This is a genomic window from Mesorhizobium sp. M1E.F.Ca.ET.045.02.1.1 (assembly GCF_003952485.1).
Classification (GTDB): Bacteria; Pseudomonadota; Alphaproteobacteria; order Rhizobiales; family Rhizobiaceae; genus Mesorhizobium.
On the sequence record NZ_CP034447.1, the window covers coordinates 795,341 to 819,014 of the forward strand.

At 58.9% G+C, this 23,674-nt stretch carries 25 protein-coding genes and 1 pseudogene; 14 read left to right on the plus strand and 12 right to left on the minus strand.

All coding sequences use genetic code 11. The annotated features are described in order from the left end of the window. The first annotated feature begins 913 nt into the window (after window positions 1-913). Window positions 914-1,378, plus strand: coding sequence for a hypothetical protein (locus EJ070_RS03725; RefSeq protein ID WP_126090109.1), 465 nt, complete (start codon window positions 914-916; stop codon window positions 1,376-1,378). Between the two features lie 476 nt (window positions 1,379-1,854). On the opposite strand, the gene EJ070_RS03730 is transcribed toward EJ070_RS03725, so the two are convergent. The 5 genes from EJ070_RS03730 to EJ070_RS03750 form a co-directional block, all read right to left on the minus strand. Further along, window positions 1,855-2,154, minus strand: coding sequence for a plasmid stabilization protein (locus tag EJ070_RS03730; protein ID WP_126090110.1), 300 nt, complete (start codon window positions 2,152-2,154; stop codon window positions 1,855-1,857). Window positions 2,155-2,163: 9 nt separating this feature from the next. After that, window positions 2,164-2,361, minus strand: a complete 198-nt coding sequence (locus EJ070_RS03735) for a hypothetical protein (protein ID WP_126090111.1) — start codon at window positions 2,359-2,361, stop codon at window positions 2,164-2,166. A gap of 9 nt (window positions 2,362-2,370) precedes the next feature. Then, window positions 2,371-2,655, minus strand: a complete 285-nt coding sequence (locus EJ070_RS03740) for a PRC-barrel domain containing protein (RefSeq protein WP_126090112.1) — start codon at window positions 2,653-2,655, stop codon at window positions 2,371-2,373. A gap of 313 nt (window positions 2,656-2,968) precedes the next feature. Beyond that, a complete protein-coding gene (locus EJ070_RS03745; RefSeq protein ID WP_126090113.1) occupies window positions 2,969-3,400 on the minus strand; it encodes a hypothetical protein in 432 nt (143 codons plus the stop codon). A gap of 433 nt (window positions 3,401-3,833) precedes the next feature. Next, window positions 3,834-5,144, minus strand: coding sequence for a divalent metal cation transporter (locus tag EJ070_RS03750; RefSeq protein ID WP_126090114.1), 1,311 nt, complete (start codon window positions 5,142-5,144; stop codon window positions 3,834-3,836). A gap of 439 nt (window positions 5,145-5,583) precedes the next feature. Here EJ070_RS03750 and EJ070_RS03755 point away from each other — a divergent pair, with 439 nt between their 5' ends. Both EJ070_RS03755 and EJ070_RS37415 read left to right on the plus strand, forming a co-directional pair. After that, entirely contained in the window at window positions 5,584-6,219 is a 636-nt protein-coding gene (locus EJ070_RS03755) for a cytochrome c oxidase assembly protein (protein ID WP_245464806.1), read from the plus strand. Then, window positions 6,153-6,491, plus strand: a complete 339-nt coding sequence (locus tag EJ070_RS37415) for a cytochrome c oxidase assembly protein (protein WP_348639586.1) — start codon at window positions 6,153-6,155, stop codon at window positions 6,489-6,491. Before EJ070_RS03755 ends, EJ070_RS37415 begins: the two co-directional genes overlap by 67 nt. Here the strand turns inward: EJ070_RS37415 and EJ070_RS36140 are convergent. Next, window positions 6,448-6,639, minus strand: a complete 192-nt coding sequence (locus EJ070_RS36140) for a hypothetical protein (protein ID WP_189350765.1) — start codon at window positions 6,637-6,639, stop codon at window positions 6,448-6,450. The genes EJ070_RS37415 and EJ070_RS36140 overlap by 44 nt on opposite strands. Window positions 6,640-6,871: 232 nt before the next feature. Between EJ070_RS36140 and EJ070_RS03760 the strand changes: the two genes are divergently transcribed. Next, window positions 6,872-7,186, plus strand: a complete 315-nt coding sequence (locus tag EJ070_RS03760; RefSeq protein WP_126090115.1) for a hypothetical protein — start codon at window positions 6,872-6,874, stop codon at window positions 7,184-7,186. Here the strand turns inward: EJ070_RS03760 and EJ070_RS03765 are convergent. The 4 genes from EJ070_RS03765 to EJ070_RS03780 are packed head-to-tail and all read right to left on the minus strand — an operon-like array spanning window position 7,183 to window position 9,657. Beyond that, a complete protein-coding gene (locus EJ070_RS03765) occupies window positions 7,183-7,554 on the minus strand; it encodes a hypothetical protein (protein ID WP_126090116.1) in 372 nt (123 codons plus the stop codon). The genes EJ070_RS03760 and EJ070_RS03765 overlap by 4 nt on opposite strands. Next, entirely contained in the window at window positions 7,554-7,916 is a 363-nt protein-coding gene (locus EJ070_RS03770) for a hypothetical protein (protein ID WP_126090117.1), read from the minus strand. The genes EJ070_RS03765 and EJ070_RS03770 overlap by 1 nt, the downstream gene beginning before the upstream one ends. After that, entirely contained in the window at window positions 7,916-9,136 is a 1,221-nt protein-coding gene (locus EJ070_RS03775) for a divalent metal cation transporter (RefSeq protein ID WP_126090118.1), read from the minus strand. Before EJ070_RS03775 ends, EJ070_RS03770 begins: the two co-directional genes overlap by 1 nt. Then, window positions 9,133-9,657: a hypothetical protein gene (locus tag EJ070_RS03780; protein WP_245464807.1), complete on the minus strand. Its 525-nt coding sequence runs from the start codon at window positions 9,655-9,657 to the stop codon at window positions 9,133-9,135. Before EJ070_RS03780 ends, EJ070_RS03775 begins: the two co-directional genes overlap by 4 nt. A 248-nt stretch (window positions 9,658-9,905) precedes the next feature. Here EJ070_RS03780 and EJ070_RS03785 point away from each other — a divergent pair, with 248 nt between their 5' ends. The 5 genes from EJ070_RS03785 to EJ070_RS03810 all read left to right on the plus strand — a co-directional run bounded on the left by EJ070_RS03785 (window position 9,906) and on the right by EJ070_RS03810 (window position 18,122). Beyond that, window positions 9,906-12,236, plus strand: a complete 2,331-nt coding sequence (locus EJ070_RS03785) for an FdhF/YdeP family oxidoreductase (RefSeq protein WP_126090119.1) — start codon at window positions 9,906-9,908, stop codon at window positions 12,234-12,236. Between the two features lie 322 nt (window positions 12,237-12,558). Continuing rightward, window positions 12,559-13,689 (plus strand): cytochrome c oxidase subunit II, encoded by a 1,131-nt coding sequence (coxB, locus tag EJ070_RS03790; RefSeq protein WP_245464808.1) that lies wholly within the window; start codon window positions 12,559-12,561, stop codon window positions 13,687-13,689. Then, a complete protein-coding gene (ctaD, locus tag EJ070_RS03795) occupies window positions 13,686-15,629 on the plus strand; it encodes a cytochrome c oxidase subunit I (RefSeq protein WP_126090120.1) in 1,944 nt (647 codons plus the stop codon). Before coxB ends, ctaD begins: the two co-directional genes overlap by 4 nt. Beyond that, entirely contained in the window at window positions 15,626-16,228 is a 603-nt protein-coding gene (locus EJ070_RS03800) for a cytochrome C oxidase subunit III (protein ID WP_126090121.1), read from the plus strand. The genes ctaD and EJ070_RS03800 overlap by 4 nt, the downstream gene beginning before the upstream one ends. Window position 16,229: 1 nt before the next feature. Continuing rightward, a complete protein-coding gene (locus EJ070_RS03810) occupies window positions 16,230-18,122 on the plus strand; it encodes a cytochrome c (protein WP_189350355.1) in 1,893 nt (630 codons plus the stop codon). On the opposite strand, the gene EJ070_RS03815 is transcribed toward EJ070_RS03810, so the two are convergent. Then, window positions 18,094-18,597 carry a c-type cytochrome gene (locus tag EJ070_RS03815; protein ID WP_245464809.1) on the minus strand — a complete coding sequence of 168 codons (504 nt, stop codon included), beginning with the start codon at window positions 18,595-18,597 and terminating at the stop codon, window positions 18,094-18,096. The genes EJ070_RS03810 and EJ070_RS03815 overlap by 29 nt on opposite strands. 263 nt (window positions 18,598-18,860) lie before the next feature. Here EJ070_RS03815 and EJ070_RS03820 point away from each other — a divergent pair. The 4 genes and pseudogenes from EJ070_RS03820 (at window position 18,861) to EJ070_RS37605 (ending at window position 22,065) form a co-directional block, all read left to right on the plus strand. Further along, a pseudogene (locus tag EJ070_RS03820) lies at window positions 18,861-19,366 on the plus strand (ferritin-like domain-containing protein). Between the two features lie 25 nt (window positions 19,367-19,391). Beyond that, window positions 19,392-20,942, plus strand: coding sequence for an FAD-dependent oxidoreductase (locus EJ070_RS03825; protein ID WP_126090122.1), 1,551 nt, complete (start codon window positions 19,392-19,394; stop codon window positions 20,940-20,942). A gap of 398 nt (window positions 20,943-21,340) precedes the next feature. Continuing rightward, window positions 21,341-21,544, plus strand: a complete 204-nt coding sequence (locus tag EJ070_RS03830) for a CsbD family protein (protein ID WP_126090123.1) — start codon at window positions 21,341-21,343, stop codon at window positions 21,542-21,544. 377 nt (window positions 21,545-21,921) lie between these two features. Continuing rightward, complete coding sequence (locus EJ070_RS37605) at window positions 21,922-22,065, plus strand: hypothetical protein (RefSeq protein ID WP_348627498.1); 144 nt, start codon at window positions 21,922-21,924, stop codon at window positions 22,063-22,065. A 120-nt stretch (window positions 22,066-22,185) separates the two neighbouring features. On the opposite strand, the gene EJ070_RS03845 is transcribed toward EJ070_RS37605, so the two are convergent. Further along, complete coding sequence (locus EJ070_RS03845; RefSeq protein ID WP_126090125.1) at window positions 22,186-22,377, minus strand: DUF3606 domain-containing protein; 192 nt, start codon at window positions 22,375-22,377, stop codon at window positions 22,186-22,188. A gap of 126 nt (window positions 22,378-22,503) precedes the next feature. On the opposite strand from EJ070_RS03845, the gene EJ070_RS03850 reads away from it, so the two are divergent. Beyond that, window positions 22,504-23,382 carry an RNA ligase family protein gene (locus EJ070_RS03850; RefSeq protein ID WP_126090126.1) on the plus strand — a complete coding sequence of 293 codons (879 nt, stop codon included), beginning with the start codon at window positions 22,504-22,506 and terminating at the stop codon, window positions 23,380-23,382. The last annotated feature ends 292 nt before the right edge of the window (window positions 23,383-23,674 follow it).

The following is a 23,674-nucleotide window of genomic DNA, read 5'->3' on the forward strand; positions in this document are numbered from 1 at the left end:
GATCAGAGGACGAAAGAACCGGCCGGGTGGGCGGATTCATCCATCGAGCTAACCGCACGAATCATCAATCGTCGGAGACTTTTATAGAACCGCGTAACAAGCAAAGATCCCTGCAGCAGGGCGAGGTAGGCCCCGACCATCGAACACCACGACTGGGACGTCCTGGAAGGCAGCAAGGTGCTTCCAGACAGCGTCGTCGCGGTTTGGGAAACAGAAGGAACGCTTCCCGAAGAAGACGACGACAACGCCACCAGAACAGTGACAAAGCCCTGCCCGACGAGGAAGAGGAGTGCGAGCTGTCACGAGACCCGTCAAAGGAAGGGAACCAGTTCGACGAGGTTTAGTACAATGCTTGCGGCGCCCGCCGCCCAAAGCGATCTTTTCGGCGGGCCACAACTTTCCGAAGGATTCCGCTATCAACCGGTATTGAGACCCGTGACGAAGGAGCCGAAGCGGTCAGCCGCGATTTCCAGGGCCTTTGCCAACCGGCAGGTTGCCGGCTTCGGCCTGCGCTGCGACTGTGGTCTACGCCAGGTCGTGGACTCACCGCCAGCACCGAACTTCTGACGGCGACACCGACCGGACGACCTCGCGCCTCGCCCTTGTCGTCGAGGAAGCTGGTCACCACGTCCCTCGCCATCCCGTTCGGGTGACCCTCGCTGAAAAAGACGACGCCGTAGACGTTGAAGCGATGGCGGTTCCAACTGCCGTGTTCGCCGACGAAGACGGCGCCGCTAGGGACTGCGGCTGCCAGGATGAAATGGCTTCACTTAGGGCTCCTCTGGAACAAATTTTTTGTGGCGGGGAACTTTCCGATGAAATGGAGGTTCGAGCGCCATAGGGACGAACTGGGCTACTCCTACCTGTGGCGCGCTTTGCAGCAGGCAGAGCGGCTCACGAACAGGAGACGGCCATGAGACACCAAACACGCGAAGAACTAAATGCAGTCGCGGAGATCGATGCAGCATGCCCGGCGATGACGCGGAGCCAGCGATTGGAACACTGGGCCGCACTTCTCGAGCGCGATCCCGACCGGTGCCTGGGAGCACTGCCCGGCACCGAGTACATGAGGCTGGATGTACGAGACAAAGCACAATGTACCGAATCTCCGCTTAGCATCGCTTTCGCTGATCCAATCTTGCGCGCGCAGGGTTTGAAGGGGGACACCTATGGCGAGGCGAGGCGTTTTTTCGAACTATCGGAATGGCAGTTGCATGCCATTGTTTGCCATTGTCATGTCGGCGCCACCATGAAAGCCAGCTGGGTTGCCGTGCAGGTCCGGGCCGCCACAAACGAAGATGGAAAGCTTTTCAGCAAACTGCGGGAGACGATCGCCGGTTGGCCGGCAATTCGCTTTTTCGCTCACGCCAGGGAATAGTCGAAGCTGCGGTTGCGGCTCGACCGTCTGCTTTTCGGGATGTCCCTGACGCCCGATCTCAGCATCCGACGCGGCGTGTCTCAGTTGAAAATTCGACTCATTAAATGGAACCGAGAACGCTCCTGTGAATTGATCCACCAAGCGGTCGATTTTTCTTCAGGATGTGGCCGCCTCAAGCAGCAAAAGCCCGTCGCCAACGTTCCCCACAATAGGCGACGGGCTTTCCTTATGTGCCGGTCGAATGCAGAATGTGGACGCGGGCCAAAACTCAAACGCGATGAAGCTATTGGTTTTCGAAGCGCTCAAGCGTGGCTTCACGCTCCACGAAAAGGGATTGGCACCCGGCACGTTTCTGGGCGGCTATTGTCGATCAGGAGTTCCGCGATCTCAAGGAGATCCTTGTCGTATCCGGGGCTTTTCAGATCGTCGAAGACGCTGCGTTCCGAGTGCGGTGGCGTCAGCGGGAAGCATGATCGTCATTGATGCGCTCTTGTTCTCGCCGCCTTCTTTGCTGACGCCGAGCGTTCGGAAGCCGAGCGATTGGCTGAGGCGGCGCCACCCTTCCTTCCGCCCTTATGAGCGGCTGGATTTCCGGTGTGCTTGCCCCTGCCGGAGCCGCCTTCCTTTTTGCCACCGCCATCGTCCTTGTTGACGGTCGCCCAGGCGCGCCGCTCGGCCTCCTTTTCCGAAATACCGCGCTTCTCGTAACCTTCGGCGATATGATCGGCCTTGCGTTCCTGCTTGTCGGTGTATTTCGACTTGTCTCCGCGTGGCATGCATGCCTCCTATTTGTTTCGTTTCGTTTTCAGCGCATCTCCGAGATCGCGTTTGTCAGGGTCCTTGAGGTTTTCGCCGGCGGCATCGCGATCTTCGTCTGGATCGTCTTTGGCTGGCAGATAGCCCGGAGGCCGGTTTTCCGGCGGGCCCTCCCAGCGCGGTTTCTGTTCGGTGGTGCCTGGAGCACCGTGGCGCGGGGTAGTCATATTGACCTCCTAATCGCGGTGTTCCGGCATGTCCTTGAGCTGGTCCTTCGTCCACGAGGTCACAGCGTGGACGTTACCGTCTTCGTCGCGCATGAAGTCGAGCTGGTTTACGGCAACGGCAACAGGCTTGGCGCCAATCCCGAGAAAGCCGCCGACATCGATGACGACCTGGCTACCGTGGACATGATCGACAGAGCCGATCTTCTCGTCCTGGGGCCCATAGATGGCTGCGCCTTCGAGGATGTCCGGGGTGAGTTCGGCGTTTGTTAGCCTTACGTGGTTTGTGTGGTCCATGGCTCGCATCTCCGCTGGGTGAGATTCAAATAACCGGCAGAGGGAAGAACAGTTCCCCTGCGAACGGACGACAGGGGCCAAATTCCGTGGCGAGCAACGATTGACCGGCCGCGCATCTCAGTGACCGGTCCTATCGCGCGAGTCTGCTACAGGCTTGCTATTAAGAACCGCCGTTGTGGCGATTGCCGTTGTTCGCGCGCTGATCCTCGCATCAGTGAGTTTTACCCCGCCTATTTCAAAAGAGGGTTCAACCGACCTTGGCCTAATCCTCGCCGCGCCCGACAACGCCGACATGTCGTATCCAGCGACACCCTCAGTGCATGAGCACATATCTCAGCCAAACAAGAAATCTGCGCCCGTTGAGGCTCCGCCGGACCGTCGCGGCGGCAGATTTGCCTTCTGTCAGGGTACCAGCATGGCAACTACAGACTATGTCATGCAGTTGCCAGTCGCTCAGTTCGAAGAAGCGCTTGGCTTCTCCATAAGTGTCATTTTTGAGACCTGCAGCACGCAGCAAAGGATCTTCGAATGCAACGGTAATGGGGGAACCATCTGCCCGTGCTAGTTCTCGGGCCTCCGCTGGCAAATATTCGGTGCCGGTCAGCATTCCGAGGATTCGCACGGGACGTTCATCAAGAAGATCTGCCCAGCGCTCAATCCGTTGCGTTCTGGTCATAATTGATGTTGGCGCCAGCGAGTTAACGTCGGCAATTGCTTGTAGCTGATTTAGTGTTTGATGTCTCATGTTTGACTCCTGTTGAAAGGCCGGGCGTCACTCCGAGGGCTGGCATCGACGGTCTCTATTTAGCTCATTGGAAAGATCGGAGGCTGCTGTGCCGCACTGATGCGGTTGCGTGGGCTGGCTTGACTCGATTTCGAGCGCGCTGGCACTGGACACGATCATGGGATTCTCCGAACCTTAAAGGTGCCCTCGGATGTTCCAACGCGGAAAACGGAGGGAAGTTGCTTGTACGCCAGGCAACAGCGGTTTGCCCCGTCACGGGAGGAGAAACCAAACCTGCTGTGCGGAATCCGAGACGGTCAAGCATCGTGGGGAGACCGCCGTCGCGACCGTGTGGCGGCGGTCCTACCCCCCTGCAGCAAACGAACATGCAGTGAGCCCCGAGCAGGCCCCACGTTGCATTCATAGGCGCAAGCGAGACTCGGTTAGCGCCATTTCAAACTATCCATTGAAGCGCGAGGCCAAGCACGGAAATGACCATCGTGCTGGTCGCGAGCCATCCGAGAGCCCGTAGCCAACCCTGCACAGGGAACTCGCCCATCACGTCGGAGCGCCCAGTCATTTGCATCATGACGACCATCAACGGAACCGCGCATATGCCGTTGATGACAGCACTCCAATACAGCGCCTTGATTGGATCGATCGGTGTGAAGATGATAGCCATTCCGAGCATGGCCGCCGCAGCCAATGTCGTATTAAACGCAATCGCCTCCTTGGGCTGTCGCTCCAGCCCCACCGGCCATCGGCACGCTTCGCCCACGGCGAATGCCGCCGAACCTGCGAGAATCGGCACCGCAAGTAGTCCGGTGCCAATGATGCCGGTCGCGAAGACCATAAGCGCGAACTTGCCTGCAACCGGCTCCAGCGCTTTGGCAGCGTCGGTCGAGGAATTGATCTCGGTAACTCCCGCCTTGTGTAAGGTGGCGGCCGCTGTAACGATGATCGCGATCGCTATCACGTTCGAAAATGCCATGCCGACCAAAGTGTCTGCGCGAATACGCAGGAAGGCGCCAGATGCTTGCCATGGCGCGCATTTCAACGGCTTGGCTTTCGGGTCCACCGTCTCCTCTTCCACCTCTTGCGACGACTGCCAGAAGAAAAGATAAGGGGAAATCGTGGTACCCAGAATGGCAAGAAACGTGGTGAAAAAGGACCCATTCCATTCTACGTGCGGGACGAGAATGCCTTTAAGCGCCTCTCTCCAGGGGATGTGCGCCATGAACGCGGCCACAACGTAGGCGAAGAGGCTGAGCGTCGTCCATTTCAACACCGTGACATACCGGCTGTAGTCGAGAAAGACGATTGCAGCAATAGATGCCAAGCCGAACCCAACCACGTAGAGCGAACTGGGGCCACCCACCAGCAATTGGAGCGCGTCCGCCATCGCGCTCAGGTCCGCGCCAATATTGATAACATTGGCAACGAACAACAAGGAGACCACAAAATACATTAGTTCTGCAGGATAGTGTCGAGAGAGGTTTCCAGAGATACCTCGACCTGTCGTCCGGCCAATCCGCGCCGCAATCTCCTGGATCGCGGCCATGAGCGGAAAGGTGAATATCATTGTCCAGCCAATATTGAACCCAAGCTGAGCACCCGCTTGGCCGTAAGTGCCGATACCCGAAGGATCATCGTCTGCAGCGCCTGCAATAACGCCGGGCCCAATTGTGCGCAGATATCTCTGAAATGGCCCTTTTTCCAGCCTAATTGTCTGTTTTTCGCGGAGTTCGGCGCCGATGTCGCCCATCGCATTACTCCAAGAACTCGGTCCCGATGCAGTGACCGCGCATCAATCAAAACCCGACATGGCGCTGCTAGTTCCAGATCGATGTTGGTGGCGCTCGGCGATAGCTAAGCGGATGGCCGGGGTGACGCCGCCATTGCCGGCGTCGAGGTCGACAAGGGCGCTTGGTTCGCGTGCTTGATCCTTCAGACAAGGCTAGCAGCCTACCCTGCGGAGCCTGCATGTTTGGATCTGACTGAAATCGCCCCAGGGCGGTGTTTTGTGCTTGGCACTTCTATGCCTTTCGCGCGTTGAGGCGTGTTCAACAAATGCGCCAAGGATGATGAACGGTGATCAGGCTTCCCAATCATAGAGTGGCGCCGACCCATTGCGGATTGCGACAAAAATATCGTGGCGGCCGCCGCGCTCACGGTTGTCCCCCTAGCATTGACGGCTGCAGGCGATGAGCTTCGATTCTCTCTTCTCGACCTCGCTCTGTTATGGCCCAGGCGGCCCAGATGCCGGCTGGACGTTCACGCTTTCCATTATCTTTGCATTGGCGGCAGTCGCATTGCTTTATGTCGTAGGCGCCATCCGGCTATGGCAACGGAGCGGGCGCGCTCGCCCTTTGCGTTTTCGGCAAGCCCTACTGTTCGCCGCCGGCTGGGTCGCATTGGTGGGAGCCTTGGTGAGCCCGCTTCATGCATTGGGCGAGCGGCTGTTCACCGCTCACATGATTGAACACGAATTGCTGATGGCGGTGGCGGCGCCCCTCGTAATTGCTTCATGTCCAGCGGCGCCAATGATATGGGCCCTACCCATGCGATTACGCCAGGCGCTCCGCGCAGCCGGGCATATACGCATGCTTGGGGCGATCTGGATCTTCATGAGTCGACCCCTAATCGCCACCATTCTGCATGGCGTCGCGATATGGGTGTGGCATGTGCCGGCGCTTTTCGAGGCTGCATTGCAAAACGGTCTCTGGCACTATGCGCAGCATGCCAGCTTTTTCGGCACCGGTCTTTTATTCTGGTGGGCACTGCTGCCTCACCCGCGCCGAAGACATGCTTGCGGCAGCGCGGTCATACATCTTTTTTGACCTCGTTGCATACCGGCCTGCTCGGGGCCTTGCTTGTGGTCTCGCCGCGGCTTTGGTATTCCGAAAATGCAGTCGGCTCAAGCTTGTGGGGTCTTGCACCCCTCGAAGACCAGCAGCTTGCGGGCCTCGTGATGTGGATCCCGTCTGGCCTGATTTATGGCGGAGTAGCGTTGTTCCTGGCCGGTCTCTGGATTCGTACAAGTGGACGGGAGCAGACACCGCTTCGCGTCATCGAGATCGGCGCCGGCGTTTCGACGGATGTTTCGTCTTGACGTCGGCGGGATAACGCAAAACGCCGTCCGGAAGCGCACTTTCGATATCTCCAACGGGATTTGGCCCCGCTTGTTCGAAACCGTCCCCGCGCTTGGCGTTAAGCTGCAGCACATCTGACCCTGCCAGCGCGGCGCGTATCTTCAGCATTCGGACAAGCTCGGGGCGAAGGCCGTCGCCTCTGCCCGCGGCCAGATCATGGAAGGAAGCAAAGGGATACATTCGGCTAATCTTTCAATAGCTCCCCTCGAGGGTCGTCGTCCGGCAATTCAACGCCCCCGCCAAAGGCATGTTCCGGCAATTCCATGGGGTCGGGTTCAAATATTCGCAGGAGATTGGAACCGCGGGGCCGAACCGAAGTTTGACTGCAAAGGAGCCGTCCATGGCAACACCGCCACGTCAAACGCCGGCAGAGAATGCCCATGCTCAGGCTGGGCCTGACAAGACTCCGGGATTTGACCCTGCCGCCGCGCCTCTCAGTACCGACGCAGAAGCGGCAGATGCGCCAAACCTCGCTGGACATAAGCCTCCAGAGAACGCTCCGCGATTCAAGAACGAAGCTAGCTTTGCCGATGCCGTGCGACCGATGGAGGATGAAGTCGAAGCCCGGCCCGGCAGCAACTGGCCATTGCTGGTGATTGCCGCGTTGGTTTTTATTGCAGCGGCGGTCTTCGTTGTGGCGAGCCTCGTGCGCTAGCGCTTTGCCTGGCTTTTGCGGGACTTCTTTTGATCTTGCGACTGTCCGATGTCCCCTTTCATGCGGGCAAGGTCCGCCATCGGACACAAAAGCCTCGGCTGCGTGGGGTTGGATATATCGATCTTGTCCCAAGGAATTCGATAAAAGCCACCGTCACGGCGTAACCGAAATGCATCGAGCACTGCCGCGCCTATCGCGGAAGCGGAAAGTCGCTCGAATGCGGCGTAGATGCCGATATGGAATTCGGTAATGACGAGATCGTGCCCGTCCTTTTCGGCGAGAATCTCCTCGATGTAGCCGATGCTTTTCCCGCGTGGCGATAACACGCATCGGCCAACCAGCCGCTCGAGATTGATGGTTGTGGCCATCAGCCTGCTCCCGGGATGCGGCCGACGACGTGGTCGCGCAACCAGTTTTGCCAATCGAAGATTGCCGTCTCGCGGACGTCGATGTCGAACTCGATATCGATGCCGATGTCGCGCACCTTGTTCCAGGCGATCCGATGCGGCTCGCCGTGGCGTTTGCCGCCCAGCCTTGCCGACAGTCCCGCCATCCAGCGTCCGGGCCGTGCACCTAGCCGGCGTGCCAGCGCAATCGATCCTAGTTCGATCGCAACGATCCTTGGTGGCTTGCCTGGCCTCAGTTCCGCCACCAGGCCATCGACCTTGCCGATCTTGACCTGCTCGCGGTCGATCACTTGCTTGTCCAAAATGTCGCGGACCAGATCCATCACGTGCCTCCGAATATTTGCAAGGGGATCGCCACAATCGCCAGCACGAAGCCAAGCGCAATAACAAAGATGACCGCGGCATTCGAGACCATCCCATTGCGATGCTTGCCGACATAGCGCTTGTCGTTCATCAGGAAGAGGAAGGGAATCACGCTGAGAGGCAGGCTGGCAGCCGTCAGCGCCATTGAGAAGATCGTGAGCTTCAGCGGGTCAAGGCCGGCCGCAATCGGTAGGGCGCTGAGAAACAACGCCACCGTGTAAACCGTGCTGAAGCCAGGATTGTCGCGCGGTTTCTGGTCCTCGCCCCATGTCCAGCCGAAACCTTGGGCCATGAGATAGGCCTGCTGCAGTCCAACTTCGAGCACAGCACCGAAGCAAGCTATACCGAGCGAAGCAATGAACAGGACAAAGCCCCAGAAGCCGAATATCGGGATCAGGATCAGCGGCAACTGATGGTAGTCGTCCACCTGGTCTATGCCGTGTGGGGAAAGCACAAGCGCGGCGACGATCAGCACGCTGACGGAAATCGTGCCGCCAAAGCTCATACCCATCGCCGCAATGGCGCGATTGGCCCCGAGATAGCTTTCGTCCCACCGGTCCTCGATCGCTCCCGAGGAGTAAAACATGAATAGATAAGGCGAAATTGACGCCCCAAGAATGCTGACGGCCATGAACCAGTAATTGGCCGCGTCATGGTTTGGCACAGTGGGAATAGCGCCCGCCGCGACCTGACCCCAACCGGGCTTAAGCATCACCGCGCCGACCACAAAACACAGTGTGACCAGCCCGAGAATCGAAACGCCTTTTTCGATAAAGCCGAACGTGCCTTTCCAGAGAAACACCCAGGCCAGCAATGCCACCAGAAGCGCCCACCATTGGAAGCCGATTCCGGTGGCAAGTTCGAGCGCAATGGCAACGCCGCCGATCTCAGCCGACATGACCAGGAGGTTGACCAGAAGGACCGCCAGAAGCGGCCAGAGGAAGGCGTTGAAGCCAAATCGCTCCCGAATCCCATCGGCGATGGTATGATGGCTCACGGCAGCGAAGCGGCCTGCCATCTCGACGAGGAAGATGATGCAGATCGTCCCCAGAACGATCGCCCAGATCAGCTGGAAATGGAATGCTGCACCGGCTTGAACGGCTGTCGTCAGTGAACCGACTTCGAGAAAACCACCAACGCTGGTGACAACACCCAACGATATTTCGAGGACCTTCTTCATGGGTGCGGGCTAAAGGATTTGGTATAGGTGGCGGCCAGGGCGGCAATAGCGTTTCGCACATCCCGCTGCGCTCGCTCCACTTTCGCGGGGTTGTTGTCCTGTAATCCCACCTCTGCGTTCGCTACCGCGGCCGCCAGGCGGCTGATGGCCGTGATCAGTCTGGCTCGCTCGGAGACCTCAGGTGAATCGGCTGATTGGATTTGGGTTTCGGCATCGGAGAGCTTCCGGCTGATCGATTGCAGCGTGCGTGACGTATAATTTTGAGGAGCCGCCCCCGCGAGCCAGGCGTCCAGGGCCATCGATGCCGTTTCTGCGGCGGAAGCCGCAGTTCTCAATTGGCTGCCAATCTGGTCTTCCGATGAGGAGCATGCCGATAACACAGCCGGCATCAGGACAAAGCACAGTAAATTAAGTATAGAGTAGCTGAATTTTGTGGTGTTTACACTATGAATAGCCGAGTTGCTGGCACCCTGATTGCTCTTGCTGACAGAGAACAATCCCATCTTCTTACCACGCGACAATTGAATCTCGCGACCGTACCGACGCGTTTTGTCGAGTCAGACTGAATACGCGATCCACACCCGGCCGAATTCTCCGGCTCGTGTTTCAATCGATGACTGAGGAAAATGTTCCGCAGCGCTGTATGTGGCGAAGGAGTATTCGGTCGGCAGTCCGGTTTGCTCAAAGGGACTCGGTGGCTTGGCCGGCCCGACGGGAACAATCGGTCGAGGGCGGGGTTCTATTTTTTGTCTCTTGCTAGGTGCCCTCCATGAAACCTGCCGTGGCCGATCACATCGAAATAAAGAAATACGAACACCCGACCGGGGGCTGGGGGTCGCTTCGTTCCCTGGCGCGTCACGCGCGCAGCGAAGGCCTGTTGATCTCGGGAATATGGAGCACGCTGCTCAAGCAGAACAAGGCAGACGGCTATATGTGCGTGTCCTGCTCATGGGCGAAACCGGCTGATCCGAGGCCTTTCGAGTTCTGTGAAAACGGCGCTAAGGCCACGATGTGGGATCAGACGAAACTGCGCTGCGGGCCGGATTTCTTCGCGCAGCACAAGGTCGCGGAGTTGCTCGATTGGCCGGACCGGGACTTGGAAAAGCAAGGCCGCTTGACGGACCCCATGCGCTACAATCCGGTCACCGACCAGTATGAACCGGTTGCCTGGGAAAGTGCATTCCGCGAGATCGCCGTCGAGCTCCAGCGGCTCAATCCGAAATCGGTTGTCTTCTACTCCTCCGGCCGTGCCTCGCTGGAGGCCTCATTCATGTATCAGCTTTTCGCGCGCATCTACGGTTCATCCAACCTGCCGGATTCGTCGAACATGTGCCACGAATCGACCTCGGTCGGCCTGCCCGAGTCGATCGGCTCCCCGGTTGGGACCGTTCAACTCGAGGACTTCTCGAAAACTGACATGATGTTCTTCTTCGGCCATAACACCGGCGTCACGGCGCCGCGGCTGCTGCATCCATTGCAGGAGGCACGCCAACGACAGGTGCCAGTGTTCACTTTCAATCCTTTGCCCGAGCGAGGTCTGAAGCGGTTCAAGAATCCGCAAAACCCTGTCGACATGTTATCGCCGGGGCCTGGCACCAAGATGTCCAGCGACTTCTTCCAGGTTCGTTGCGGTGGTGACATCGCAGCCATGACTGGTATCGCCAAGGCGGTGCTTGCGCTCGACGATGCTGCGTGTGAGCGCGCAAGTCAGCGTGTCCTGGACGTCGATTTCATCGCCGAGCACACCCACGGCTTTGCCGAATTCGAATCGTATCTGCGCGACGCCAGCTGGAACGATATCGTCAGACGCTCCGGTATCGCTCAGGCCGATCTGGAGCATGTCGCGAAAATCTACAGCCTTTCCCGTGCTGTAATCGGAAATTACGGCATGGGCCTGACGCAGCACCGGCATGGCACCGAGAATGTCCAGATGCTATGCAACCTGCTGCTGATGCGCGGCAATATGGGCAAACCCGGGGCCGGCATTTCGCCACTGCGCGGCCATTCAAATGTTCAAGGCCAGCGCACTGTCGGCATAACTGAAAAACCCGAACTCGCTCCCTTGGACAGATTCGCCGAGTTCTACGCCTTCGAGCCACCGCGCGAGAAAGGCCTCGACACGGTCGAGACCTGCGAAGGCGTTATCGGGGGATGGGTGAATGGCTTCATCGGACTGGGAGGCAATTTCGTTCGCGCAGTGCCGGAAACCGGCCTGGTCGAAAAGGCTTGGCGTGGACTGGGCATTCATGTCGAGATCGCAACCAAGCTCAACCGCAGCCATCTCATCCCGGGAGCCGTCACCTATCTTCTCCCCTGCCTGTCGCGGCTGGAAAGAGATCACCAGGCAAGCGGCGACCAGACCGTCTCGATAGAAGATTCGACCGCATGCATCCACGGCTCCTTTGGATCGCGGCCTCCCGCGTCGCCAAACCTGCTTTCGGAGCCAAAGATCGTCGCCGAACTTGCCAAGGCCACGGTGCCGAACAAAAGTTCCATCCCATGGGACCAATGGGTTGCTGATTATTCGCGTATCCGCAATGAGATCGAACGGTGCTATCCTCAACACTTCCGCGATTTCAACACGCGGTTTCTCGACCCCGGCGGCTTTCACCGTGATATCAAGGCGTCGAAACGCGTGTGGGAGACACCGAACAAGAAAGCCAATTTCAAGTTGCCGTCGATGCTCGAGGCAAATCCCGATATCGATCTCTCGGGTGACAATGTGCTGACGCTGATCACAGTTCGCTCCAATGATCAGTTCAACACCACCGTCTACGGCTATGACGACAGGCTGCGCGGCATCTACGGAACCCGCATGGTGCTTCTCATGAATGAGGCGGACATCCAGCGTTTCGGGTTAAGTGCGGGGCAGGAAATCGATCTCGAAACCCATGCCGATGATGGTGTGGAGCGGCGCGTGCGCGGTTTACGGGTCACATCCTATTCGATTCCCGAGGGGAACTGTGCCGGCTACTATCCGGAACTCAACCCGTTGGTTCCACTCTGGCATCGGGCAAAGAAAGCTCATGTTCCAGCAGGGAAATCGTTACCAGTCAGAGTTGTTCCCCGAAAGACCCCGGCCCGTAATGGTCTCCTTTGAAGTATAGATCTCGTTCTGATCCCCTCAGACGCCTTGCTGAAGGCGGCTGAAATATTAGCATCCCTGAGAATGGGTTGCCGTAGCGAATATCTCCCCTGATATGCGCTGTTGAGTCGTTTCACCTTGCCCTTCACTTAAATGGGCACATGTCCACGGCCCTCCAGAGGACTCATTTAGCTGGGTTTTCAAGCATGCCTTGGCGTCAGGTGTTGCCGCATGACATCGCACCGATTTCGAACCAGAAACGACGGTGCTGAGCATCCTTTTACAACCGGCCGCGTTATGTTCTCGGCTTGATGGTAGATTCGTCATGGCAAGGTGCATGAGCTCGTTAATCTGCCGTCGGAAGCGGAGACGATCCTCAATCCTCCCCGCCTTTGCACATAGAATTCAGATCTCATCCAGAAATTTTGTCGCCACCCTTTCGGAAAAGGGTGCGGGACAGGGCCTGAGAGGAGCAACTGCTGCGTCGACATTGTTTCTAACGGGATGCAGCGACTGGCAATCGACGCTTCATGCGCATGGTGCGAACGCCCGAAAAATATTTGATCTCATCTGGACCTTCGGCGCGGTTGCCGTAACGACGTGGCTTCTTGTCATGCTGGTCCTGGCAATGGCGCTTTTCCGACGCCACTTGGCGGAGACGTCGCGATCACCGCTGCAGATCGATTCTCATCAAGAACGCCGGCTGATCCGTGCTGTCGGAAGCGCCACGGCTTTGACAGTGGTGGTTCTCATTGCGTTGACGATAGGAAGCTTTTTTGCTGGCAAGTCGATCGCTTCGCTGAGCGGAAGCGAGACGGTCACCGTCCGTGTCACAGGTCATCAATGGTGGTGGGAGATACGCTATCCCAAAACCGATTCGTCGCAGGCGATCGTCACGGCGAATGAGATCCATGTTCCGGTCGGCGAGTCCGTGAAGGTCAAACTCGATTCGCTGGATGTCATTCACAGCTTCTGGGTTCCAAGCCTTGCAGGAAAAAGGGACCTCATTCCGGGCCGGCCGAGCGAACTGACCTTCATCGCCGACAAGCCCGGCATATATCGCGGTCAGTGCGCCGAGTTCTGCGGCTACCAGCATGCCCATATGGCGATCACTGTTGTCGCGGAAAGCCGCGAAGCGTTTGACGCCTGGCGATCCAGGCAAGACACCGACGCGGCCATGCCCACCGCCGATGAAGAACGCCGCGGCCAGGCGGCTTTTCTCGGGACTGGCTGCGCGCTCTGCCATGCGATCAGGGGCACACCTGCCAGTGGGACGGTCGGACCTGACCTGACCCACGTGGCTGGCCGCCGCTCACTAGCCGCCGATACGCTTGCCATGACGCCGGGCGCCCTTGCTGCGTGGATTGCCGATCCTCAATCGATAAAGCCTGGCGCGAAGATGCCGCGCATTGCCCTTAGCGCCGACGATCTCAACGCGGTTGCTACCTATCTTGGAAGCCTTGAATGAGTGGCATTGGGGAAAAGAAGGCAGAGCGAATACTGGAAGTGGGGCCGCAAGGCATTCGCGACACCGGCCTCGACGAGGCGAGGCTGCGCGCTTTTCTCGCACATGCCTGGCAGACACCAAAAGGGCTGTATGGCTGGCTGGCCACGGTCGATCATAAGCTGATCGGCCGGCGCTACGTCGTGACGGCTTTCTTGTTTCTCATTCTTGCGGGTCTGTCAGCACTCGCCATGCGCTTTCAGCTCGCTGCGCCCGAGGCTGGCCGTATAAGCCCAGACTTCTACAATCAGCTCTTCACCATGCATGGCACGACGATGATGTTTCTGTTCGCCGTGCCGGTAATGGAGGCGTTCGCCGTCTACCTGGTACCGCTGATGATTGGCACGCGCAACGTGGCCTTCCCCCGCCTCAATGCCTTTAGCTACTGGATCTACGTTTCAGGCGGGATGATGATTTGGATAGCATTCGCCTTCAATACAGGCGCAGATGCCGGCTGGTTTTCCTACGTTCCGCTCGCCGGACCGGACTATGGCATTGGCAAGCGCCCGGACTTCTGGGCGCAGATGGTGACCTACACGGAAGTATCGGCTCTGGCGGTTGCCGTCGAGATCATTGCGACGGTATTCAAACAGCGCGCCCCCGGCATGACCCTCGACCGCATTCCGCTCTATGTCTGGTCGGTGCTGGTCACAGCCTTTGTCATACTATTCGCCATGCCGGCCGTAATGGTCTCGAGCACAATGTTGATCCTCGACCGGCTTGTCGGCACCAAGTTCTTCGATTCAGCCGCGGGGGGCGATGTGCTGCTCTGGCAGCATCTGTTCTGGTTCTTCGGTCACCCCGAAGTTTATATCATATTTATTCCAGCGACCGGCTTTGTCTCGGCGATTCTGCCCACCTTCGTCCGTCGCCCCGTCTTCGGCTATCTCGGGATTGTGTTGTCGTTGATTGCAATCGGCTTCCTCTCTTTTGGACTGTGGGTGCATCACATGTTCGCCACCGGTCTGCCGCAGCTTGGCGAAAGCTTCTTCACCGCCTCCTCGATGATGATCGCCATCCCGAGCGGCATCCAGATATTCTGCTGGATTGCGACGATCTGGGGTGGCAAGCCCATCTTTGCCACACCGCTGCTTTTCGTGCTCGGCTTCATCTTCACCTTCGTCATCGGCGGCCTGACGGGAGTCATGGTCGCCTCGGTGCCGCTCGACCTGCAGGTGCACGACACCTATTTTGTGGTCGCGCACTTCCATTATGTGCTTGTCGGCGGCGCTGTCTTTCCCCTTCTCGGCGCCGTCTACTACTGGTTTCCCAAGGTCACCGGCCGCTTGCTTTCGGAGCGGCTCGGCCACTGGAATTTCTGGTTTGTATTCGTCGGCTTCAACCTCACCTTCTTCCCGATGCACATCCTCGGGCTGCAGGGCATGCCGCGCCGTGTCTACACCTATCCGCTGGAAAGCGGCTGGGGCAGCGTGAACCTCTTCATCAGTCTTTCATCAATGGTTCTGTTCGCCGGCTTCGCGCTCTTCTTTCTGAACATGCTGCTCAGCCTTCGGAGCGGCCGCCTCGCCGGCGACAATCCGTGGGGTGCGAGCACGCTCGAATGGGCTGCGACGTCACCGCCGCCGTCCTATAATTTTGCGCACTTGCCGGTGGTGACTCATCGCGATCCACTTTGGGCAGAGCCCGACACACTCCCAGTTATCGAGGGTTTGCGTGTCGATACGCGCGAAGTGGTCGGCGGCACGGTTGCGGACGCTGTGCCGCAATTGCGCGTGCCATCGGCTGATAATTCGATCTGGCCTCTGCTCTCAGCGATCGCCGTAGGCGGTACATTCTTCGCCTCAATCTACACCCCATGGGCTGTGGTGTGGGGTGCGATACCGGTCTCATTCGGCTTCATCTGCTGGTTCTGGCCGAAGGACGAACCGGAGGACGTGGAATGAAAAAACGCCCTATCGTCGATGTCAGCCACCTCCCCACATATGACTTCGGCGCGGCGAGCCCGATGTGGTGGGGAACACTCGCCTTCATTGCCCTTGAAGCGGCCGGTTTCGCTCTGGCGATTGGTACCTATTTCTACCTGGCTGTCCTGGCCCGGCACTGGCCGATTGCGGCACCCGCACCTGATCTTGCACCGGGCACGGCAATATTGATTATTCTGCTCGTTAGCATTGTCCCCAATCATATAGTCGACCGCTGGGCTAGACAGCACGACCTTCAAAAGGTCCGCGCCGGCATGGTCGTAATGACGATCGTAGGGATTCTTCCCCTGATCGTGCGTATCTGGGAATTTCCCGCGCTTCACATCTCGTGGGACCAGAACGCCTACGGTTCGATCGTTTGGTTCCTCCTCTCGCTGCACACATCACATCTTCTCACCGACGTCGGAGACACGATCGTACTCGCTGTCCTGATGTTCACGCAAAAGGGCAAGGCCGGCCGCCGCCTCAGCGACGTGTCGGACAATGTGTTCTACTGGGACTTCGTAGTCGCCTCGTGGATGGTGCTCTATCTCGTCATCTATTGGACGCCGAGGATGTGATATGCAGGCGATCCGCAATGGCATTTCCTGGGCTGGCTTTGCCAGCGGGCCAACCGCTTGGGCAGTGTCGCTGCAGCTCGACTATGCGATTGCCGACTGGCAGTGCCATGCCGGCTTTCGTCCCACGGCACTGTTCTCGCTGTTGGCTGCCGCCGCCGCATTGGCAGGTACTGCTGTCCTGGCGCGCGCTCCGCCACGCCAGCTACGGCACAAGCCCGCCTCTGCAGGCGCGCGCGAGGCGCTTTCTCGCCAGAGCCTCGGTCGGCATCGGAGCGCTGTTTGCACTCGCCATGCTCGCGCAAATGGCGGCCGGGCTGATCTTCAGTGGGTGCGAACTGTGAGTGTGCCGGGATGCCTGCGGCGGCCGATCTGCTGCCAACGGCAGTCGCACTGGCCCGCGCGAGGGCCGGAAACCGTGGGCACCGGCCTGAGCCCGCGCTGCCCTATGCTGTGCGGCGGGCTCCTCTGCTCCAGTTCTGCCCTGCTTCAGGCTTTCGCAGCCACCGTCCTCCGGCTCATCGCTGCCAGCCTGGCATTGTTGGCCCTTTGCGGCGAACTGTCAGCAAATGAAATCCTGAGGGGTGAATATCTTGCACGAGCCGCCGACTGCGTCGGGTGTCACACCTCCAACCCAAGTCGACTGTTCGCCGGCGGCTATCGTGTGCCGACGCCCTTCGGCGATGTCTATTCTACCAACATCACGCCGGACCATGACACAGGCATTGGACGCTATTCCGAAGACGAATTCGTGCGAGCCGTCCGGGAAGGCGTAAGGCGGGACGGGACCAATCTTTATCCGGCCATGCCGTACGACAGCTTCGCCAGGATGAGCCGCGAGGAGGTGCTCGCGATCAGGACCTATCTCCTTGCGCAAACGCCGATCATTCAGCCACGACCGCGAAATACCCTGCCGTTCCCATTCAACCAGCGCTGGGCGCTCGGGCTGTGGAAACTCGCGAACTACCGTCCCGGCAGCTTCACGCTGGATCGAAGTCGATCCGAGGCCTGGAACCGGGGGGCCTATCTGGTAGATGTGCTCGGCCACTGCGGTGCCTGCCACACGCCGAGGAATGTGACATTCGGCGAGGATGACGATCACAAGCTCGCCGGCGGTGCCGCGGGCATCTGGCAGGCCTTTAACATCACCGGCGATAAGACGGCGGGCATCGGCGGCTGGAGCGACGATGAGCTATTTCGCTTTCTCAAGACAGGCGCCGCGGCTGGAAAGGCTTATGCCAGCGGTCCAATGGCGGAAACGGTGATGAACAGCCTGCAACATCTTTCGGATGACGACATCCGCGCCATCGTCGCCTATCTCAGGGACGTCCCTCCCCGATCCGGAGCCGAGCAGCAGCCCCGTTTCTCATGGAGTGGGACGATTACGGCCAGCGCTGCCGAACCGAGCAACGCGGCGCAAGCCAGCACCAACACGGCGGGCCATCTTTACGGATCCCTGTGTTCGGGTTGCCATGGATTTGATGGCAGCGGGTCGCCTGACTCTTCCTATGTCACGCTGACCCACAACAGCACTCTCGGCGCGGCTACTCCTGAGAATGTCGTCATGGCGATCCTAACCGGAGTCAAGGCGGGCGACGTAGCAGGTCGCAAATCAATGGCGGCCTTCGCGGATTGGCTGGATGACGGCCAGGTGGCAAGCCTTGCCAATTATGTGACCGCCCGTTTCGGAAATCCGGAACTCAGTGTCACGGCAGCCGACGTGCACCAGATGCGGGCAGGCTCGACAACGGAACAGACGATCATCCTGCTGGCGGCCCAGGTACTGGTGATCATCGGTGCCGGTTTATCGCTCGGCTTGCTCCTTCTGATAGCAGCCCGTCTTCGACTTGTACCACGTCTTTCCTATTTCACGTCCGCGCATAGAGATACGCCGTGATGTCGCGCGCCTCCTGGGGCGAAAGGTTGGTGTTCGGCATGGCCGTCTTCGGATCGACATCCCGCGCCCTGCTGATCCAACGCATCATCGCATCGGAAGAGGTCCGACCCCCATGCCCGCCGATATAAGCTCTTTCAGCAACGCCCTGCAGGGACGGGCCGACGCTCCCATGAGCGCCGGGCACACCGGGAATTTCATGGCATCCGCCGCAACCATTGCGGATCATTGCCGGAATGGCGCGCTCGGCATCGCCGCCGACTTGCTGCACGACGGCGGCCTCATGCGAGCTGTTGCTGCGGATGGTCCCTGTCGTGCCGACTAGTACAACAGCGACACCTGCCGTTACCCACGCCGTCCACCAGAACGTTGACGAATGTGGCCGCCGATCAGCAGTGGTCGGCCGCGTCGCTGGTTTCCGCCTCTTCGCCATTGTTGTCGCCTTCATTCTGAGCACGTGCGATGCAATTTCGCCCAAGCCAGATGGCGCGTGCGCCAAACGGCTAAGCAAAACTGACACTCGGCAGCATTGTTCCGGAACGGTTCGACAACGGCAAAAAATAGGGTCGCCAGACCCAATTCAGCGCGTTGTGAAAGCACGCATTGTCAGCCTCATTTCCTTGATTGTTGGACCTTGCCCCGCGCTGGCTTGGTACGAAGCGCCGGTCGCGCCATTTGGAACAGCCGCTGTTGCCCCGCGTTGTTCCGGAGCTTATCGCCCAAACTGTCAGGAGCGCCTCGATGGGACTTTTCACGAAAGACATCAAGACGATGGACGATCTGTTTCTGCATGTGCTGCAGGACACCTACTATGCTGAGGAGCAGATCCTGAAAGCGCTGCCCAACATGGTCCAGAAAGCGACAAACCGCGACCTGACTGCAGCTTTCAAGAGCCACCTCGAAGAGACCGAGAGACACGTTCAACGTCTCGAACAAGCTTTCGAGTTGATCGGGGAATCGCCGAAGGGAACCGCTTGCCCAGCGATCGACGGCATCATCAAGGAGGCGAGGAGATCGCGGGAGACGTTGCCGAGAAGAAGGTGCTCGATGCCGCGCTCATCATCGCAGCACAAGCCGTCGAGCACTATGAGATCAGCCGATATGGAACGCTCATCGCCTGGGCGGAACAAACCGGCAAAGATGCGGTCGCGAAGCTTTTGGCCACAACTCTGACCGAGGAAAAAGCGGCCGACAAGAAGCTCACCACGATCGCCCAGCGGAAAGTCAATCAGAAAGCTGCTCGCTGAGCATCGGGGGATCGAAAGTTAGAGCATGAACGCGCATGGCGAACAGACCCGGTCTCTCTGGATGAAGGTGGAGGTCGATCCCGCCGCTCCAAGTTTCTCAGGGACGCAGCGTTGCGACACGGTAATCATAGGATCCGGAATTGCAGGACTGTCCGTGGCCTACGAACTGAGCGCCCTGGGCGAGACTGTTGTCCTGATTGATCGCGGCCCCATTGCCGCCGGCATGACGTCGCGAACGACAGCGCATCTCGCGCCGATTTGCGACGACGGGCTGGGTGCACTGATCAATATTCGCGGTGAGGAGATGGCTCGACTGTTCCAGCAGAGCCAGGAAGCGGCGGTCGCCCGTCTTGAGGAGATCGCCGGCGAGCTGGGCATCGATTGTAACTTCCGCCGGCTGGATGCCTTCCTGTTTCCGGCGATGGGTATTCGGCCGAAAACCGCCCTCAATCAGCGCCAGGAGGAGTTCGATGCCGCGCGAAAGATAGGTGCAGCTGCTAAACTCGTGACCGGTGTGCCGCTCAAAGGCTTCGAAGAGGCGCCCGTTCTTCGTTATCCGAACCAGGCAACCTTCCACCCGCTGCGGTATCTTCGAGGACTTGCCGCGGCTATACGCGAGAGGGGCGGTCTTATCTTTGCCAACAGCACCGTGGTGGCGCTTGAGGAACTGGCGGAAGGCGGGGTGCGCGTCTCCACTGAGAACGGCGGATCGATCGCGGCATCACACGCCGTCGTTGCCACCAATTCGCCGATCAACAATCGTTTTCGCCTGCACACTAAGATGTCGCCATACCGAACGTATGCGATGGCCTTCACTCTGCCTCATGGCGATCTTCCAGATGCGCTCTTCTGGGACACTGGCGATCCCTATCACTACGTCCGGATAAACCCAGGCCCCGGCTCGGTGGACTATCTCATTGTAGGTGGCGCCGACCACAAATCGGGCGAAGCTGACGACGGCGACATCCGGTTCGAAGCGATCGAGGCATGGATACGCTCGCTGGTGCCAACTTTGGGCAAAGAGGTAACGCGATGGTCTGGACAAGTTCTCGACACGATCGATTATTGCGCCTTCATCGGTCTCAACCCCGGCAGCACATCGGTCTATGTCGTCACTGGCGACTCCGGACAAGGCATCACGCATGGCGCGCTTGCCGGACTTCTTTTGAAGGATCTGATCCTCGGCGAATCCAATCCCTGGAGCGAAGTTTACGAACCTTCACGCAAAACGCCTTCCGGCCTCGTCAATTATGTTCGAGAAAACGCCTCGGCGGTGACAAATCTCGCCGGGTACCTGCTGCCTGGCGAATTGAAGTCGCTCGATGAGCTCTCTCATGGTCAAGGTGGAATTTTGCGGGATGGAATGCGCAAGATCGCCGCTTGTCGCGACATGGCCGGTAACGTTCACCTACATGCCGCCGGGTGCACGCACGCGGGGTGCGAAGTCGCCTGGAACTCGACAGAGCAGTGCTGGGACTGCTCCTGCCATGGATCACATTTCGGCCCGGATGGGGCTGTTCTGAACGGCCCCGCTGTGCTTCCGCTGCAGCGGATCGACTCTCCGATGCGGGAGTAGTCTGGATTTCGATCTGTGACAGCGCGCTCTAATAGGCGGTTCGCCAACCCCGCGCCTGTCCTTCCTGACGACGCTGGCTGATCGAGGATACTAAATCGACAGCGGTTGAAGGCAGCTGAAAAATTTGGTTCCTGGAATATTTCCGACAAATAGATCTCGAGCTGGGCGGGGCCCGAAGGCTTGGTCGATCTCTCAATTAAATGCCCACCCCGGCGGGGTGACCGGGGCGGGCTGGACCGGGCTCACCCAATCCGCAGCGCGCCTTTCGCGGGGGGTGGAGAGACTGCGCGCCGTGCTTCAACAGGAACATCAGCAGCGTCTAAATGTTCCCTCGCTATGTCAGGAACTCCGGGCCGGTGCCGCCGTTAGTCCCTATGCAGTCAAAGGAGGTCCGTACCATGGATTGGAACCGCGTCGAAGGAAACTGGAAGCAGGTCAAGGGCAAGGTCAAGGAACAGTGGGGCAAGCTCACCGACGACGACCTCGACCGCATCGCCGGCAAGCGCGACCAGCTCGAAGGCAAGATTCAGGAACGCTACGGCATCGAGAAGGACCGCGTCCGCCGCGATATCGATGACTGGTACGCCCGCCAAGGTTGGTAGCGCTTCACGCACTATTCGCAGTCGTTCCGGGTGATGCCGTTCTGCGGGCAAAGTAAGCCGCCTCGGAGGTCGCGTCGCAGGTAGGCCGCTTTTATGGCGGACAGGGCAAGAACATGCCTGCAGGGACCCTCGCCATGCATGGGAAATGCACCTCGCACGCGCTCAAATACCCATCGACGGCTATCGATCTCTGCCGCCAGGCGGGCGGCATACTGACCTGGCAAATCGGAACACGTCGGCTGCCGAGTGGTTTACTCTCATGCCGTCGACCCTGACACGCAAAATAGAGTACGATCCGGACAGTCGGATACTCTCGGTGTGGTTCGTGCCAGGGACTCTACGAGTTTGAGGACGTCCCGCCAGAGACCTTTGCCGCGTTGCGATCGGCCTTCGGCAAGGGCCGCTACTTCAACAGTCAGATCAGCAACCGTTCCGGTATCGCCGAAGCGATTCCTAATGATGGCGACCGTCTATTTCTAACCGATAGTGCACGGGCCTGTCGTGCCACATCACTTGGCTGAGATCCTGCATATCGACCGGCTGCCCACAGATCGGACTCAGGTAAAAATAATCGGCTTCGTTCTCAAGCGGGCCGCCATTGCGCCTGCCGGTGATCATTGGGCCTTGATCAGAAAGCTTTGTCACCGTGCGCCTAGCGCCTTGGCTTCCCGCTCCAGCACCTCCCGGTCATTGCCGTGCTCTTTGATGAGTTTCCGGACTTCAGGAATTGTGAGCCCGAACTTGCTGGCGAGATACCCCACCTCGTATTCCTCGTCACCTGCGACGCGGTCGCGGTCACGAAAATCTCGCTTGGTTTTGTCGTCGTCCGTCATGGTTGCTCCTCCTGGTTAGAAGGAACAGCGAACGAGACAGAACGTTCCGTTCGCTTTTTACGAATAGCTAATGGAACGCTTATGGATCTGCGATATTGAATCAAATTCGAGTTGCGTGGGGTTCCGATGTGTAAGCCTGCCGGCGGCGCCCGGCTGTCCTTCATTCGTCCGATGGAGCCCGAGCTGGTTGAACAGCCGCCCAGGGGCGACGAATGGAGCCACGAGGTTAAATTCGACGGCTATCGCACCCAAATGGTCAAGGATGCCAGCGGCATCCGGCTCTACACCAAGACCGGCATAGACTGGACGTTGAAATATCGGCCGCTTGCTGAGGAGGCCAGTGCACTCGATGCGGAAAGCTTCATCATCGAGGGTGAAGTGATCGTCACCAATGAGGCCGGACTGTCCGCCTTCCACGCGCTGCGGTCGGCCATCACCAGACGACCGCAAGACCTCTATCTAGTCGCGTTCGATCTTCTCCACCTCAACGGCCACGATCTGCGCGATATGGCGCTGCAGGATCGGCGCGAAGTCCTCCAAGCCCTGATCCCTGCCGCCGGCCATGTTCAATTCAGCGAGGCCCTGCCGGGCGCCGGCGATGCCGTCTACCACCTGGCTTGCGAAGCGGGCCTGGAAGGCATCGTCTCGAAACGGCTGGACAGCGTCTACCGCAGCGGTTCGACGATGAACTGGCGGAAGATCAAGTGCTACGTCGAGAAGGAGATGGATATCATCGGCGTGAAGCGCGAGACGGGGAAGCCGGCGATGGTGCTTGTGGCCGACAACGGCCGCTATATGGGCGGCGCGTTCGTCACGTTCAAAGCGGACAAACGGCAGGCCCTATGGGACCGCGTGAAGGTCAAGACCGGCGCGCCGCCGCCGAAGGGCTTGACTAAGGAAAAGGCCGAATGGCTCAAGCCCGGCCTAGTCGGTCGGGTGAAGTTCTTGAAGGGCGAGGAGAAGCTTCGCCACGCCTCGCTCAAGGATTTCCGGGAGCAAACCTGATGGTCCCGGCACTCCGATTAGGCCCATGTCAATTGCACCTCGAATTGACTCGTAGCAGTCACATTTGAGTCGATGATACGCGGGTCGTCCGTACCGGGTAGAGGCACGCGGGCGCTTGGGAGCGGCTATCATGCTTTTGGGAAGACAAGCATGCCGGCATATTGTGTGGCGGACTCCGCCCAGCTCGCAATCCTTGCAAAAGCTGTCACCGACTACTGCGCGAAGCATAAGCTCGCGTGCATGGTTGACCGCGAACGAATAGCGGTGAAGGTAATGGACCTTTTCCAACAGG

Coding starts and splice junctions, on each gene's coding strand:
- EJ070_RS03725 (WP_126090109.1), top strand. CDS start 914: ATGAGACACCAAACACGCGAAGAACTAAATGCAGTCGCGGAGATCGAT.
- EJ070_RS03730 (WP_126090110.1), bottom strand. CDS start 2,154: ATGCCACGCGGAGACAAGTCGAAATACACCGACAAGCAGGAACGCAAG.
- EJ070_RS03735 (WP_126090111.1), bottom strand. CDS start 2,361: ATGACTACCCCGCGCCACGGTGCTCCAGGCACCACCGAACAGAAACCG.
- EJ070_RS03740 (WP_126090112.1), bottom strand. CDS start 2,655: ATGGACCACACAAACCACGTAAGGCTAACAAACGCCGAACTCACCCCG.
- EJ070_RS03745 (WP_126090113.1), bottom strand. CDS start 3,400: ATGAGACATCAAACACTAAATCAGCTACAAGCAATTGCCGACGTTAAC.
- EJ070_RS03750 (WP_126090114.1), bottom strand. CDS start 5,144: ATGGGCGACATCGGCGCCGAACTCCGCGAAAAACAGACAATTAGGCTG.
- EJ070_RS03755 (WP_245464806.1), top strand. CDS start 5,584: ATGAGCTTCGATTCTCTCTTCTCGACCTCGCTCTGTTATGGCCCAGGC.
- EJ070_RS36140 (WP_189350765.1), bottom strand. CDS start 6,639: ATGCTGAAGATACGCGCCGCGCTGGCAGGGTCAGATGTGCTGCAGCTT.
- EJ070_RS03760 (WP_126090115.1), top strand. CDS start 6,872: ATGGCAACACCGCCACGTCAAACGCCGGCAGAGAATGCCCATGCTCAG.
- EJ070_RS03765 (WP_126090116.1), bottom strand. CDS start 7,554: ATGGCCACAACCATCAATCTCGAGCGGCTGGTTGGCCGATGCGTGTTA.
- EJ070_RS03770 (WP_126090117.1), bottom strand. CDS start 7,916: ATGGATCTGGTCCGCGACATTTTGGACAAGCAAGTGATCGACCGCGAG.
- EJ070_RS03775 (WP_126090118.1), bottom strand. CDS start 9,136: ATGAAGAAGGTCCTCGAAATATCGTTGGGTGTTGTCACCAGCGTTGGT.
- EJ070_RS03785 (WP_126090119.1), top strand. CDS start 9,906: ATGAAACCTGCCGTGGCCGATCACATCGAAATAAAGAAATACGAACAC.
- coxB (WP_245464808.1), top strand. CDS start 12,559: ATGAGCTCGTTAATCTGCCGTCGGAAGCGGAGACGATCCTCAATCCTC.
- ctaD (WP_126090120.1), top strand. CDS start 13,686: ATGAGTGGCATTGGGGAAAAGAAGGCAGAGCGAATACTGGAAGTGGGG.
- EJ070_RS03800 (WP_126090121.1), top strand. CDS start 15,626: ATGAAAAAACGCCCTATCGTCGATGTCAGCCACCTCCCCACATATGAC.
- EJ070_RS03810 (WP_189350355.1), top strand. CDS start 16,230: ATGCAGGCGATCCGCAATGGCATTTCCTGGGCTGGCTTTGCCAGCGGG.
- EJ070_RS03825 (WP_126090122.1), top strand. CDS start 19,392: ATGAACGCGCATGGCGAACAGACCCGGTCTCTCTGGATGAAGGTGGAG.
- EJ070_RS03830 (WP_126090123.1), top strand. CDS start 21,341: ATGGATTGGAACCGCGTCGAAGGAAACTGGAAGCAGGTCAAGGGCAAG.
- EJ070_RS03845 (WP_126090125.1), bottom strand. CDS start 22,377: ATGACGGACGACGACAAAACCAAGCGAGATTTTCGTGACCGCGACCGC.
- EJ070_RS03850 (WP_126090126.1), top strand. CDS start 22,504: ATGTGTAAGCCTGCCGGCGGCGCCCGGCTGTCCTTCATTCGTCCGATG.